17 protein-coding genes are annotated in these 13,874 nt (G+C 41.3%); all 17 read right to left on the bottom strand.

From position 1 onward, the window contains the following. Positions 1-34: 34 nt before the first annotated feature. A complete protein-coding gene (locus EQM13_RS04845) occupies positions 35-388 on the bottom strand; it encodes a DUF7768 domain-containing protein (RefSeq protein WP_128752088.1) in 354 nt (117 codons plus the stop codon). Positions 389-464: 76 nt separating this feature from the next. Further along, positions 465-1,376, bottom strand: a complete 912-nt coding sequence (locus tag EQM13_RS04840) for a DUF6017 domain-containing protein (RefSeq protein ID WP_128752087.1) — start codon at positions 1,374-1,376, stop codon at positions 465-467. A gap of 58 nt (positions 1,377-1,434) precedes the next feature. Beyond that, the gene (locus EQM13_RS04835) at positions 1,435-1,749 is read right to left on the bottom strand and encodes a DUF5720 family protein (RefSeq protein ID WP_128752086.1); all 315 of its coding nucleotides are present in this window, start codon (positions 1,747-1,749) and stop codon (positions 1,435-1,437) included. Positions 1,750-1,763: 14 nt separating this feature from the next. Beyond that, the gene (locus tag EQM13_RS04830) at positions 1,764-2,690 is read right to left on the bottom strand and encodes a ParB/RepB/Spo0J family partition protein (RefSeq protein ID WP_128752085.1); all 927 of its coding nucleotides are present in this window, start codon (positions 2,688-2,690) and stop codon (positions 1,764-1,766) included. Next, positions 2,647-3,468: a ParA family protein gene (locus EQM13_RS04825; RefSeq protein WP_128752084.1), complete on the bottom strand. Its 822-nt coding sequence runs from the start codon at positions 3,466-3,468 to the stop codon at positions 2,647-2,649. Before EQM13_RS04825 ends, EQM13_RS04830 begins: the two co-directional genes overlap by 44 nt. A gap of 238 nt (positions 3,469-3,706) precedes the next feature. Beyond that, positions 3,707-4,132, bottom strand: a complete 426-nt coding sequence (locus tag EQM13_RS04820) for a prepilin peptidase (protein ID WP_206172810.1) — start codon at positions 4,130-4,132, stop codon at positions 3,707-3,709. Continuing rightward, complete coding sequence (locus EQM13_RS04815) at positions 4,110-7,274, bottom strand: hypothetical protein (protein WP_128752083.1); 3,165 nt, start codon at positions 7,272-7,274, stop codon at positions 4,110-4,112. Before EQM13_RS04815 ends, EQM13_RS04820 begins: the two co-directional genes overlap by 23 nt. Then, the gene (locus tag EQM13_RS04810) at positions 7,274-7,756 is read right to left on the bottom strand and encodes a TadE/TadG family type IV pilus assembly protein (protein ID WP_128752082.1); all 483 of its coding nucleotides are present in this window, start codon (positions 7,754-7,756) and stop codon (positions 7,274-7,276) included. Before EQM13_RS04810 ends, EQM13_RS04815 begins: the two co-directional genes overlap by 1 nt. A gap of 22 nt (positions 7,757-7,778) precedes the next feature. After that, positions 7,779-8,147, bottom strand: a complete 369-nt coding sequence (locus EQM13_RS04805) for a DUF4320 family protein (protein ID WP_206172809.1) — start codon at positions 8,145-8,147, stop codon at positions 7,779-7,781. Between the two features lie 160 nt (positions 8,148-8,307). After that, on the bottom strand, positions 8,308-8,517 hold the full coding sequence (locus EQM13_RS04800) for a hypothetical protein (protein WP_128752080.1): 210 nt from the start codon (positions 8,515-8,517) through the stop codon (positions 8,308-8,310). Positions 8,518-8,602: 85 nt separating this feature from the next. Beyond that, positions 8,603-8,812, bottom strand: coding sequence for a hypothetical protein (locus tag EQM13_RS04795; RefSeq protein WP_128752079.1), 210 nt, complete (start codon positions 8,810-8,812; stop codon positions 8,603-8,605). Positions 8,813-8,896: 84 nt separating this feature from the next. Further along, positions 8,897-9,148, bottom strand: coding sequence for a hypothetical protein (locus tag EQM13_RS04790; protein WP_206172808.1), 252 nt, complete (start codon positions 9,146-9,148; stop codon positions 8,897-8,899). A gap of 51 nt (positions 9,149-9,199) precedes the next feature. Continuing rightward, complete coding sequence (locus EQM13_RS18455) at positions 9,200-10,105, bottom strand: hypothetical protein (RefSeq protein ID WP_206172807.1); 906 nt, start codon at positions 10,103-10,105, stop codon at positions 9,200-9,202. 12 nt (positions 10,106-10,117) lie between these two features. Next, the gene (locus EQM13_RS04780; RefSeq protein WP_128752077.1) at positions 10,118-11,029 is read right to left on the bottom strand and encodes a hypothetical protein; all 912 of its coding nucleotides are present in this window, start codon (positions 11,027-11,029) and stop codon (positions 10,118-10,120) included. Beyond that, a complete protein-coding gene (locus tag EQM13_RS04775; RefSeq protein ID WP_128752076.1) occupies positions 11,026-12,414 on the bottom strand; it encodes an ATPase, T2SS/T4P/T4SS family in 1,389 nt (462 codons plus the stop codon). The genes EQM13_RS04780 and EQM13_RS04775 overlap by 4 nt, the downstream gene beginning before the upstream one ends. Further along, positions 12,411-13,148: a P-loop NTPase family protein gene (locus EQM13_RS04770; RefSeq protein ID WP_128752075.1), complete on the bottom strand. Its 738-nt coding sequence runs from the start codon at positions 13,146-13,148 to the stop codon at positions 12,411-12,413. Before EQM13_RS04770 ends, EQM13_RS04775 begins: the two co-directional genes overlap by 4 nt. Further along, the gene (gene cpaB, locus EQM13_RS04765; RefSeq protein WP_128752074.1) at positions 13,141-13,851 is read right to left on the bottom strand and encodes a Flp pilus assembly protein CpaB; all 711 of its coding nucleotides are present in this window, start codon (positions 13,849-13,851) and stop codon (positions 13,141-13,143) included. The genes EQM13_RS04770 and cpaB overlap by 8 nt, the downstream gene beginning before the upstream one ends. Between the last annotated feature and the right edge of the window lie 23 nt (positions 13,852-13,874).

Raw genomic sequence — 13,874 nt, 5'->3', positions numbered from 1 at the left:
TTACGGCGGAACAGCCAGCCGCCTTATCAAGTAATCAGCCATTGTTTTTATCCCTCCCTTGCCCCTTGACGGTTAAAATACCCTCAAGAGTAGTAGCTGTAATGTGTAAACGTTCAGCGATGGCAATATCATTTTTCACATTTTCGTCCACCACATCGCCACATACCACAAGCACATGAGAACGCCGCAGCATATCCCTTGCCATATCAACCCCATCTTTATGCTCCTGCGGAATTTCATCGTTGAGATAAAGGGGCAGGAACAAAAGGGGACACATGGGAGTGAATCCCGCCTCGTAGATTTTCCTGCAATATTTAACAGCCAGCTCGGTATTTTCAAACTCGTTCTTTCCCCAAGCCGCAGTAATGTATGCCATAGGTCTTTTCATCTTCTAAAACTCCTTTCTGATTTTGGGTACAAAAAAAGGCATCTTGCTATTCCTGTATAACAGGTGCAAAATGCCATTATCTATCTCCATATAAATCGTGGTTTACCAGTGCCGAATAATAAGTGCCAATCGTTGATGGTGCATTAAAAAGAGTAGCCAGCAAATAACGCTTGATATTGCGGATATAGGTGGTAGTCTTTCTTAGGCACTCAAACACATAGTCAATATGCAGACTGTTGATCCGTAACAGTTTTTCCTTAACAAGCTGTGCCGGATAATCATCTCCTGAAACATTGATAATGTCCTTTGTGGAGCAAAGTGTTTCCACCATAAGGTCAACAATTTCGTTAAGCTGTTCACGGTCATGATTGTGCTTGATATACTCGTACTCAATGTTTTCTAATACCAATTCTCTTACTTCTTCTAATCTGTCACATGCAATTGTATCATATCCCATCTTCTTTTTCGCCCCTGCACTTGATGGATAAGGATTTGATTGATGAGGATTTAATATATCGTTATTTAATAAATCAGTATTTGATTTATTAGTAATTAATTGGTGGGGATTTCCCAAGATAGGTTCGCCCTGTTTAGGTTTCTCCAAGATTGGGTTTTCCAGTATTGGATTTTCCAACATTGGCTTATCCAAGATTGGATTTTCCCGTTTAGGTGGAACATCAGTAGTATCAAGGCTTTGTGGCTGTTCAAAAATCGTATATTCTATTGTGGTAAGCTGCCCTTTTTCATTACGAATACGCCTGCGGGTTATATACCCATGTGCCTCAAGTTCTTTTACCGTGGCATTGATACTGTCGATTCCGTCCTTGCAGATACAGGAAAGTCCTTTTGTGGTGTAATCCCAATTCTCCGGAAGGGAAAGCATAAGAGATAATAAGCCTTTTGCCTTTAAGGAAAGTTCGGTATTTCGCAAGTGATGATTTGCCATAACCGTGTAATCTCTTGTCTTTTCCACTCTGAATACTGCCAATCACATCACTCCTTTCCTACTGAAAAATAAAAAAATCGCAAGCAATTTTGCGGTTATCTCAGCGTATTGGCTCATTTCCTCTGTCATAGAGGATATGACCTCTTGCTATTTTGGCGTGTCTAAGTATTTTAATTTCCTCACACTTTTGGCTCTCCAGTGCCTTTTGATACCCCATATCGGTCAAAAACAATCGCATACGCTCTCCCTTATTTCCCACAGGGGAAGAATGGCTCAACACATCAAATACAACCATGTGTGTAACATCAGGGTCAAAGCGTTCCAAAGCCATAATATCGTGTCCAGCAAGTTTCGGTTCTCCTGATTGCCTGCGAGCCTCGTCAATCAGCTCAAAAATGGGTTTATTCTTATTCATAGGGAAACTCCTTTCTATCGCTCCTGTTGCTGTGTCCTTTTTTTATGCCAGCCTTCAAGTAGTTTAATGATAGTAGCCTCCATCTGCTGTGGAGTGTAGCTTTTAGGAAAATATTTTTTAATTTTATCGCCTGTAAGAGTTACCTTGTCGATTTCGCCTTTCTTTTCCTCACTCATAATGGCACTCATAACCTCAAGGCTTAATTTGCCCTCGGCACTGAATTTTTTTAACCGCTGTGCCTGTGAAAGAGAGGGGGTAGCCTGTTCCATATCCATAGCCTCAAGCAAGTCGGTCTGTTCCCCTTTTTTAAGATAAGACAATTCTACAGCAGGATTAAAAGCAATTTTCTTCTCATCTACCATAGCAATCAGTTCAGGGATAAGTTCAGTTAGGCGAATGTAGCGTTGTACTTGAACAGCACTTGCACCAGCCTCTTTTGCCACTACATCTCTTGCATTTAACTTCTGTCCAACTTGAACAGAAGTTAAATCTGTTCTCGCACCCTGTCTTTTGATAGCCTCTAATTTTAGCTTAAAAGCAAAAGCACGTTCACTCGGTAAGATATTTTCTCTCTGTAAATTACTGTCTACCATGATAATGGTGGCAGCATCATCATCAAGATTACGGACAATGACAGGCATTGTTTCAAGTCCAGCAAGTTCACTTGCCCTGTGTCTGCGGTGTCCTGCCACAAGTTCATATCCACCCTCATCACGGGGACGAGCAATAGCAGGAACAAGCACACCATACTGCTTGATACTCTCGGCTGTATCAAACATAGCCTCGTTGTCGATTACCTTAAATGGGTGGTCTTTGAACGGAAACAATTCCGTTAAGGGAAGTTCCACTATTTTTTCTCGGCTCTCATCAGCTCTGCTTTCCTCAGTGGAAAACAAATCATCTACTGATGTCAGCTTTATGTTTTTGGCGGAGCTTTTCAATTTTTAGCACCTCCTTTGTCAGATTTCTATATCCCTCTGCAACCTTGCCTTTCGGATCATGGGTAAAGATACTTTTCCCCTCCGCACTGATTTCGGCAGCTCTTACGGAATGGGGAATATCAGTGGCAAATACCTTGATACTTCCTCCATAAGTTTCTCTAAGCAAGGAGCTGATGTCCTTTGCAAAGTTGGTACGGTTATCCACCATTGTCAGCAGAATACCGTCTATCTTTAGCTTTGGATTTATCTGTTTGCGTACCTTTCCAATGGTCTGTAAAAGCTGTTCTAAGCCTTTGGCGGGCAAATACTGTGCCTGCACAGGAATGATTACGCTATCTGCGGCGGCAAGGGCATTGACTGTCAGCATACCCAAAGAGGGCATACAGTCCAAAAGTATGAAATCGTATTGCCTTTTCACCGTATCAAGGTACTGCTTTAAGATAGTTTCTCGGCTCATGGCATTTACGAGCGATACCTCCATACCCGATAGCTCAATATTTGCAGGAAGTAAATCTACTCCCTCGTGATGATGTAAAATACCCTCCTTATTTTCAATAGTTGTGTCGGTAATCACTTTTCCCATGACCGTAGCAAGGGTAATAGTGAGCGTATCCGGCTGTTGGTATCCTAAACTGATAGACAGACTTCCTTGAGGGTCGGTATCCACAAGCAGGATTTTCTTGTTTTCCATAGCCAAGCCTATGCCTAAGTTGGCACAGGTGGTTGTTTTGCCAACGCCTCCTTTTTGATTGACTATGGCAATTATTTTTGCGTTCAATTCTGTTCCTCCTTTCACACAAAAAACCGCTTACTTTATCATTCAATAAAGAAAACGGCTTTTTACTTTTTTAATATAAAAGAGAATGTCAGTAAAAAACGACATCCTCCCATTATTTATTAACCTTAAATTTGCTCAACATTTCATAATATAGACATCCCTGAACACTTTAAGTAAAACGATGTGTAAACATATCTACACACTCAATGTCCAACACCATACAGAGTACAAAGGCAAATCAACATATAAAAACACCCATATAGACAAAAAATCCGATACATAAGAATACAGCCAGTGGAACACTTTTTTGCCGTGTTGCCTTTGCATAAATGTAGGCAGGAGGCAGTGCGAAAAAGAGAATGGCTGCAAGACCGTATAGTCCAAAGCAAAAGCCTATTGCCGACGTAAGTTTAATATCACCACCGCCCACACCGCCGTATTTTAAAGCAAGGATAAATAGGCAGACACCCGGCAGTAAAAAACCCACAATCCGTTGGGGTAACGTAGGATGGGGTAAAAGAAAAGCGGATATACCGCCAAATAGGACAATAGCTATCCATGTCCAGTCTGGGATAATCCGCTTTCTAAAGTCTGTGATAGCCGCCCACAGTATGGGAACGGCACAAAATAGTAGTACCATATCAATTACCCGTAGTGACATCATCGGAATACATGCTATCTACCACATTGATTTTAAGTTGTCCTCCGGTAATCCACTTAGACAGTGTTCCTCCAGGAGTGTGTACGTCGGTGACAAGAAGCTGTACGATATAATCTTTGTTATCTGGGAACCACACCGGAATATACTGTTTTCTGTAGCGGAAAGGTGATGATGGATTTTCTTTAAAGGTAAATTGACTGCCCTCCTTGACTAAAGGAATGGCAGTTTCATAGTGGTATTCCGGCAGATATACTTCTGCTGTCTGTGGAGCAGTAATCATTTCTGACCTGTCATAGTTGGTGCTTACCGTGGCTGTAACACGAATAAAATAGCCGTAACCCGATTTTAAGTAGCCCTTTGCTTTTGTATCATAATCCAACATAGTGCTTACCTTTAGTTCAGCGTAGAATTCTCGCCATATAAACTTATTATTTTCGTACCGTTGTTCCCACCATGTTACCCTTGGCTGTTCATTTCTTTTCGGTGGGTCGGGTAATACCCGGCTTTCCTCTGGTTCCCCATAGGATATATTTTGTATAATAGCCTTTTGGGTATAGGTGTTGTTATCATTGGTGCCTTCATTCCCTAATAACTGTTCAGGGTTGATAATGGCAATCAGTGTAATATCTTTATCGGCCTTTACATTGGGTGTATCCCATCGTATGGACACAACATTCCATGTATCCCTTTCCATCACTACCGCATCAATACGTTTTGATAAAGACAGTTCAGGAATTTGAAACAATACAGTAACGTTTTGTCCTGGTGCAAAGTCAAGGCTTCCTTTGTTTGATACCTTGACGGTGGTAATGACCGACTGATTTTCCTTGTACTCATCCGGCGTGATTCTTTGCACATCTAAATCATAAGGATGCTCCAACACCATGATTTCAGATGAAACCTGGTTGTTACCTGTATTGATGTCCCTATACCTTTTAGGTGGTGATACTTGTGCTGATAGCTTGATAGGTACGCCTTTTGCTCCTGCTATGCCAGTAACAAGAAATGCTTTCTTCTCAAAGGATTTGAAATTGGCTTTAGGCGGTATAGTTGAAACTATCTTACCGTTGATGGTGACATTTAGACCCACATCAGATAGTTCCTTATCTGTAGAGTTGGCAAAGTATACAGTAAAGCTGTATTCATCCCGTTCATACACCGTAGGCGGCGATGATAAATTTACCCATACGTCGCAGAGATTTACTACCGGGGGTACCTCTGGATTTTCAGGATTGTCCGGGGTATCCGATGGATTGTCGGGATCACTTGGATCATCTGGGTTGTCAGGTTCATCTGGATTATCTGGGTTATCTGGGTTATCCGGGTCGTCAGGATTGTCAGGGTTTTCGGGGTCATCTGGATCATCAAAAGTGTGTTTTACCACCGTAATGCTCGAAATAGCAGTATTGTTAGTTGGTTTTTCATCCCTAAAGCCTTCTGGTGCTTTCACATTTGCCCATAGGCGATAAACTTCACCTGCGTCTCCTGCTGTACCTGTGATAGTAAAAGATTTTGTTTCTTGGGGCTTAAAACTTGCTGTTTTGGGAATTTCAGGCAAGATATTATCATTGTTTTTCCCCTGTAAGAGTACGTCTTTTAGTTCTACGTCAGAATTGTTTGTGAAGCTCACGGTATAGCTATAATCCTCATATTCATAGACTGTACGGGGCACAAGAATACTTGCCGTAAGGTCACAAAGTTTTGGAGGAACTGGTGGCTCTTCCGGTGAATTTACTGGATCATCGAGTTTATCCGGTATATCAGGCTGGTCGGGTGTTGACTCTGGTTCAGGGTCAATCACTTTGATAACTGCCGTGGCAGTGTTATTGGAAAGATTCCCGTCAATAAAGCCTTCCGGTACACCAATATTAGCCCATAGATGAATTTCATTAGCTACAGTATCAGCAGTACGCTTAATGGTGTAGGTTTTGCTTATATTAGCTGAAAAATCCTGCACTTTAGGTATTTCTTCAACCAAAATATCATCTACTGTACCTTTTAATGGCACGTCATAGGCTGGACTGTTTCCGCTATTCATATAAATAACGGTAAAAGTATAGTTATTGCCCCGATACACTGTGGAAGGTGCACGGATAACAACCGATAAGTCGTTTCCATCCTGAGCCTTAAACTTAAAACAGAAGTCTACAGTAGGGATTTGATAATGGATTTTTTGTGTGACAGAGGTAAGTGTCTTGCTTTCTCCATCTGTAAATTCTTCTGTTTCCGGTGTGTAATCCCATTCAAGCCCCATGTATATGAAGTTTCGGGACAATAAAATATCATCCTTGGTAAAGGTCACGGATGTGGTCTGATAAGGATAGAGTAGTTCTGGCACTCCCTTATCCTGAGCAGTTATTTTACCGTATACATCCTGCTTTTTTTCATCGCACCATGTAGCCTCTACATCAATTTTGACTGGAGCCTGATAGGATAGGGCTGTATCTCTCATGGTTTCAAAAGCAATCAATGATTTTGGTGTCCAGCCGTAACGGGTGGTCAGCGATTCAAAATCCCTATCAGTGTCATAGGTTCCATAGAGTTTGCCAGAACTAAAACCATAGATTTCTACCACATTGCTTCCCTTTAAGTTATAGGTTCCACCGTCATACCGACCAATCCAATCAGCGATTCGCTCCTGCTCATAATCGGCAACAGTATTGGCATTTACAAGGTCAATACGCTGGGGTTCTTTAAAGGATTTTAGCAATGTTTCACCTTCATAGATTTCTTTAACATTCATGCCGATGATGCGGTATCGAGTGTCATAGGTAGCTTTGACTTGGAATATGACGTTTGCAGTAATGGTAAGGACTGCATTCTGGTCTGTTTTTGCTGTAATAGTATAGGGACCACAAGCTTCTTTGCTTTCAACGGTCAGGATATATTCCGGTGTTATCTTTTTGCTTTGACCGTCGTACTCCAGTTGGATATCCGTAAGATTACCGGTTTTAGCCATTACCCTAATAGGAATCTCTGCGGGGAATTGTTCTACGGCTACCATACCGCTTTCATTTTTCAGACTGTCTATGGGAGAAGTAATACTAATTTCAATGTCGCTAATCTGAGCAGCAAAGGCTTTACCTGATAAGAGCAGGCAGCATACAAGCATAAGGGGAATGACAAAGATAAATTTGCATTTCATTAGAAACCTCCTTCCTCGATTCTATTGTTGACGCTGGATATGCTAAAGGGGAGCTTAACCTCGCCGGTTAGAAAATTGAAAATACTGTGGGTTTTTAGTACCCCGTCCAGCGTCAGCCGAGGTGGATTATCAGTTGCGTTAATGTTTTTGATTTCAAGCTCATAAACCCATTCTTCATCAGCATATTTATTAAGTCCCGCATCCAGCTTCATATTTTCGTGTAGGTACTCATAAAGCTTTTCTTTCGCAAGGGAGCTGTCCAGCTGAGCATAGCCGTCCCTACGATATTCATCCATCATTGCATATTCCACAGAACTGTTTACGCCCCGCTGAATTACATATTCCACCTGCTGATACAGGCTTTCCATACGGAAATACTCAATCAGAATAGCGGATAGGGTTAGGATAAAGAATACAAGTATCAAGATGAATATGAAGGTGTCGCCCCTGCGATTTTGTAAAATACGTTTAAAATTCCCCACAGCTTTCTCCTTTCCGGCGCTCTCACTCTAAGAGCTTCCAATATTTTTCCGACATGCCGGTGATACTCACCCGCATAGGAATATCAATTTTAACAGGGGGCGCAAAGGATGGTGTAAAGATGGTAAAGGGATGACTATACGTCATAGTGACTGTAAAGGTATCTCTCAATTGGATTTTCTGTCCTCCCTGATACTCCACATCCTCGACAGTCATCTCCGGGGATAGACTGGTCTGCTGTTTTAGCCGGTAGAAAACATCATAGGCTCTGTCCGATACCTGTCCTTCAAGCTCAATTACCCGAACAACACGTCGGCAGATATGGTTTAAGTTGAGGTAGGTAGTAAAGATACTTAAAAAACTCATAACCGTAACCATGAGCGTAATGACCACCAGCGTTTTGACCATCAAGTCAAAATAGCTGCTACCTTTCCTGTTAAAAAGTAGTTTCATAAAAGGAAACGGGGGAGAATTTCTCCCCCATATACCTCGGTGCCTTCTGTTCATCTTCTTGCACCTCCCGCATCAGCGGATATATTCGAAATGACTGTCATTAGCTTATTAAGCCAGTAATCTTATTAACAATGCTATTCCAGATCTGTGTGATAGAGCCCTGATAAAGTGTCATGAATACCGCACCTACAACTACCACAACTAAGACCACAATAAGCCAGCCAGTCATCTGGTCTCCGGACTTGCTCGCAAGTATATTTCTGGCTTTAAGACCTACCATTTGCATTTTGTTTTTTAAAGTTTTCATCATAATAAATACCTCCATATTTTATTTGGTTTAAAGGGAAAGGGAGAGCGATGCTCCCCCTATATTACTATCTTTGAGTTTTCTGCCTTTAGTTTATTAAGCCGGTGATTTTAGCTACGATACTGTTCCATATCTGCGAGATTGAATCCTGATACAGCGTCATGAATACTGCACCTACAACTACCACGATCAAGACCACAATAAGCCAGCCTGTCATTTGGTCGCCGGATTGGTTTGTAAGTACCCTTCTTGCCTTTAGTGCCATACTTTGCATTTTGCTTTTTGTTGCTTTCAACATAGAAAATACCTCCGTTTATTTTTAGATTTTAGTTTTAAAAAAGGGCGAATTTCTCCCCCTTGTACCACTGCCTTTTGGCTAAAATTAGTTCAAGAGACTGGTAATCTTGGTAACAATGCTGTTCCAGATGGTAGAGATGGAGTCCTGATACAGTGTCATAAACACTGCTCCCACGACTACGACAATCAATACGACAATGAGCCATCCTGTCATCTGATCTCCGGATTTGCTTGTTAAAACATTTCTTGCCTTTAAAAGAGCATTTACCATTCTTTTCTTCATAGAATTTTCTCTCCTTCCCTCGATAATTTGGATTGCGGTTGTTTTGTTTTGCATGGTTAATACCTCCTAAAAATTTATTTTGAAAAGGGTCTCCCCATTTTCACATTAAAAAAGGCCCCCCATTGACTTTATAAGGTGGGAGCCTATGACATAGAGCAGGCTTGCAAGAGTTACAGCCACAAGGGGTATGGATGCAATCTTAATCCTGCGGGGCAGCTTATTTAGTTTTTTCTTTAAAGCTTCTTTAGCTTTAATGTCCATATCTCTTGCAAGATACGCCAGTGCCTCCCCTTGATGCTCTCCCCGGTGAAGTCCTATAAGGGCATTCACCAGAAAGGATACTTCTGCAAGGCCGATGCGTTCATTGAAATTTCTAAGGGCGGTTTCAATATCCTTTGCTTTCATCTCCACTACTAAAACTGAAACATCATAGTAGAATATATCACTGGCTACCTTAAGGTAATCCTCAAATATCTGAATTAAATCCACCTGTACGACGGCTTTTTTACTGTCAGCTTTGATGTCATCCAGCTTATACAATATAGAGCGCACAAAGCCTGGAAGCTCCATTTCAATGCGCATCTTTTTTTCCTTCATCTTGTCTTTAAGGTCGGTCATGAAGTGGAAATATACCACTATGGAAAAGATGAGTACAATAGGCACAAGATTTGTAGCACCGATTGCAAACAATAGCAGAGCAAGAGGTAATGTAAAAATGGCGCATATAATAGCCCTTGCGTAATACTCCTTTGGGGTAAGCTCTAATCCTCCGCGACGGAGTGTAGATGCCATCCTTGCTTCCTTTACAGGATCAAGGGGTATTAGCCGTGAGACGGGCTTTACAAGGGGCATTACAAATCGGTTTAACAATCGACTCCCTGTCTTTTCTTTTTTATCCTGCAGATGCTTGATGTTCTTTTTCATACTCATCTTTGGAATTTTAAGAAGTTGCCTGCAAATTAAAAATCCTGCCGCAGTCAGCAGGACGAATATAATAACTTGATAAAACAACGGAAAACCTCCTTATCTGTTTGATGGTTTTGTAGCCTTCATTACATAAAAGGCTGTGCCAAGGGCAGTCAGTAACATAATGATAATCAGCAGTTTACCGATGGGTGTTTTTGTAAGAATAAAAAACCATTCGGCATTGGAAAAGCGCATCATAGGAATTATGGAAAACATCAGACCTGCTGTCATAAGATAGTCCCGCCATACTCTCACCATCATGCTGTCACTCTCAATCTGCATGGATTTTGCATCATTCATAGCTTTAATAATAGGAAACAAAGCGAATTTTAATCTTCTGTCATGGTAACAGAGGATAAGAGTTTTTACCCACTCGGTAAAATAGCGATTTTTAACTTTTGCAGATAGACGGTATAGACCATGCTCCACATTAGGATTGATGAGCCTGATTTCAGATACAAACTCATCAAATGGTGTGGGAGTTCTTAAATGAGCTGGAATATATCGGTTCTTTTCTTCCACATAGGTCTCCACTGCTTTAATAATATCGTCATTTCCAGCATAGGCATTGGTAATAATGGACATATTTTCCAATCCCTCAATTTCCTCTCTTGCTGCCCCAGAGCTTTTTACAGTTAGGTAAAAGTATGGAGCAGGAAGCATACACGCTGCCATAACTGCTGCCAGCTCAGTACTGCCAAAGAGTATAATCCCGGCCACAAAGCCACCTACTACTGATACAAATACCATTACAATGAATTTTTTGTGTGTACATCGTGTCTGCCGAAATAATGTTTCAAACCGTATAGCAATTTTCTCGGTAATTTTCAATTTTGTTCCTGTAAGGTATAGGCGGCGTTTTTTCAGAGGATTTTGTTCTATAGCAAAAGGGTTTAGTTTTAGCAGTAGTAACATTGCAAAACTGATAAATGCGAAAATAAGAATATGGGATAGATAAATTGGATTCATTGAGTTCCTCCTTCCGCAAAGCGTTGAATCTCCTTTTTAGGAACACCACCAATTAGGAGCCTTTCTGCAAGAGTAGAAGAAATACAGCCTAAACGCTTATGGACTCCCACAACCTTTGTAATCTTCCCAGACTCATCTCGTTCATAATGATCAACTACGTATTTAAAAAGGGTGTTGCCGATAACTTCACCATTTTGTACCCCTTTGGCTTCAAAGATTTCCATATACTTTCTTGACATATCAGGTAATTGCATTTTAAAGAGCATAATCGGAAAGGCCTCTACAATATTCTTTAGAAGCCTTTCCTCTGACAAAGAAGTCCCAGCCTCCAAGCACATGGTCAATATTCTATCATAAGCCGTCCTTGCACTATTAGCATGTAGCGTACTAACGATGGTGTGTCCTGTTCGTCCGGCTTCCTGCACTGTGAGGGCTTCTTTACCTCGCATCTCAGCTGGTACAAGGATTTGTGGGTGCAGTCTTAATGAGAGTTTTAATAAATCCAACATGCTGATTGGATTAGGTTCCTCCTTGGTCAAAAGATGAATTACATCGTTTATCATCATACCATTTTCATCAAACTGTGCTAACGATAGCTCACGGGTATCTTCTATAGTGACAATACGCCTATCCAAAGATACACAGCTTAGAATGTATCCCATATCGGCAGTTTTTCCGCTGCCGGTGGCTCCAGCAATAGCTACTGATACGCCATTGTTAACGCAAAGGGTGAGAAAGTCCAGTTCCTCCGCTGTTGCTGTATCCCATTCAATCAGGTTTTCCCTTGTGATATAGGAGGGCTTTTGCTTTCTGATGGAGGCAATAGCTCCTGAATCTTGGTCAACGCAAGGCGTAATGGCTCCTGACATACGGATGCCTCGTGCAATAAAGCTATCCCCAATAGGTTTTGATCCATCAAGAATAACATTACCGAATCGGCTCATCTTTCTTACGATGTTGGAGCAGGCTTCAGAATTGGTGAAGATTTCATTAAGTCTCACCTTTTTGTCTTTGTATAGCACCCAAATTCCACTAAAGCCATTGATGTTTATTTCCTCTACGTCACCATCCTTAAGATAAGGAGATAACAGTCCCATACCAGCCATATCATAATATACAGCGTCTACCAGTTCGGAGATATTGTTAAGATTTTTAGCCACCAACTGCTCACTGTTTAAATATCGCATAATAAGGTCTTTAAGTTTTTCCTCTGCTTCCTCAGAATACAATACCTGGGCAAGCTCTGCTGAATGGTTCTTAGCAATGAGCCGCTGAAGCTTATCAAGGATTTCTCCATAGTCCTGAGCTTTTATACTTTCCCCACTGTCAGAACGTCGCTTATTAGCTCGGTAAATCAGATCATTAACGGAAAATCTGTTGTTCATGACTCTATACCTCTGTAGATTTCATCTGCAATTTTCTCCAGTACCTTGCTATAACGTCTGCAATGTCGATCATGGAATAAACACAGTGGAGTTCCCGCATTTTCCAGTTCACTTGCCTGCTTTACATAGGGTAGCTCATAGTCAAAGGAAAGTTCCATCATGCTCTTATAGGTCTTGTCGTCAAATTCACCGTTAGGGGTCTGCAGTATATGGGTTTGTTTCTCTGCAATATGAAGTCCCTTTACAAAGTCTGAAACACCCTTTTGCCACATTTGTGCTGCTATAGATGGCTTATGCAGGGTAAATACCTTATCTGCCATCCAAAGGCCAACACCAGATATGGGATTAGTCATATCTGCTGCTCCATCCACAATGAGAATATCAAATACCAAAGATGCGGCATTAATCATCCTCTCTACTTCCTGAATGGCTACGGTGTCACAAAGAAGCCCTGTATAATGCGTAGGCAATGATAGAAAAAACAGGTTTTTGCTTTGTTCATATTCCATAAACTTTTCTCCAATGTTGGGGTTATCATCGTTCAACGCTTGAAAAAGCCCCTTTTCTTCAAGAACACTTTGACCAAAAAAGACTTGCAGGTCTCCATAGATAAGGTTAGTGGAAATGAGCCCCACCAATACATCACGCTTAGAAAGAGCGCAAGCAAGATTAACTGCAAAGGTTGTTTTACCGCTGTTATTGCCGCCCCAAACGGCATAGATTTTATTACTCATAGTTCATAACACCTCGTTTCTCAAAAACTATGTGTAGCTTGCCTGTATATTCGGCTTGGATAAGTTTTTCAGCCTGTGCCTCGGTAACGATTAGCGTAATAGCTTTAGGAACAGTATCACCATTAGGTGACTGACCGCTTTTTTGCTGTTCTCGCATTTCTGCTGTATCTTGCGTTCTGGCATTCTCAACACTGTAAACCTCCAACCCTTTTAGTTCGGGATAGATGATAACTTGTGGAGAAGAATTCTGACCATCTGATGCCTGCTCTAAAAATACTGCCACAGTTACTATATCTCCGTTTTGAAGGTGGGAGGAAAGTCCTGCCGCAATACTTGGTACGCTGATGGTAACAAGACGCTGGTTATTCTTAGTAATGCGGTCTAATAGCTCATTTGCAAGAAATCCTCCCAGTTTTTGTGGAAAGAAATAATCTCCCTTGATAATATTGGTCTGTGCAACCTTACCTAAAACCGTATCTTTGTCGTTGATAGCACCTTCAGGTAGTCCATAGCTTCCCACTTCCACGGTAGTAAGGTGATTATCTTTAATCTCCGTTCCCACTGGAATGTCCTCTGATGCCCTAAGTACCATAATCGTTGCACTTTTATCCTCATAAAACCTTGGTAAAAGCCCAAAGGATATAGCTGCTGCAACACCAATACAGAGGGCGCTTAGAAATATCCGGTTTTTTAGTATCTTCAAACTGCTCTAAGCCTCCTTTCGTT

Source organism: Acidilutibacter cellobiosedens (assembly GCF_004103715.1).
Taxonomy (GTDB): domain Bacteria; phylum Bacillota; class Clostridia; order Tissierellales; family Acidilutibacteraceae; genus Acidilutibacter; species Acidilutibacter cellobiosedens.
The sequence above is the reverse complement of the archived record's forward strand: the minus strand, read 5'-3'. Positions and strand labels throughout refer to the sequence as shown.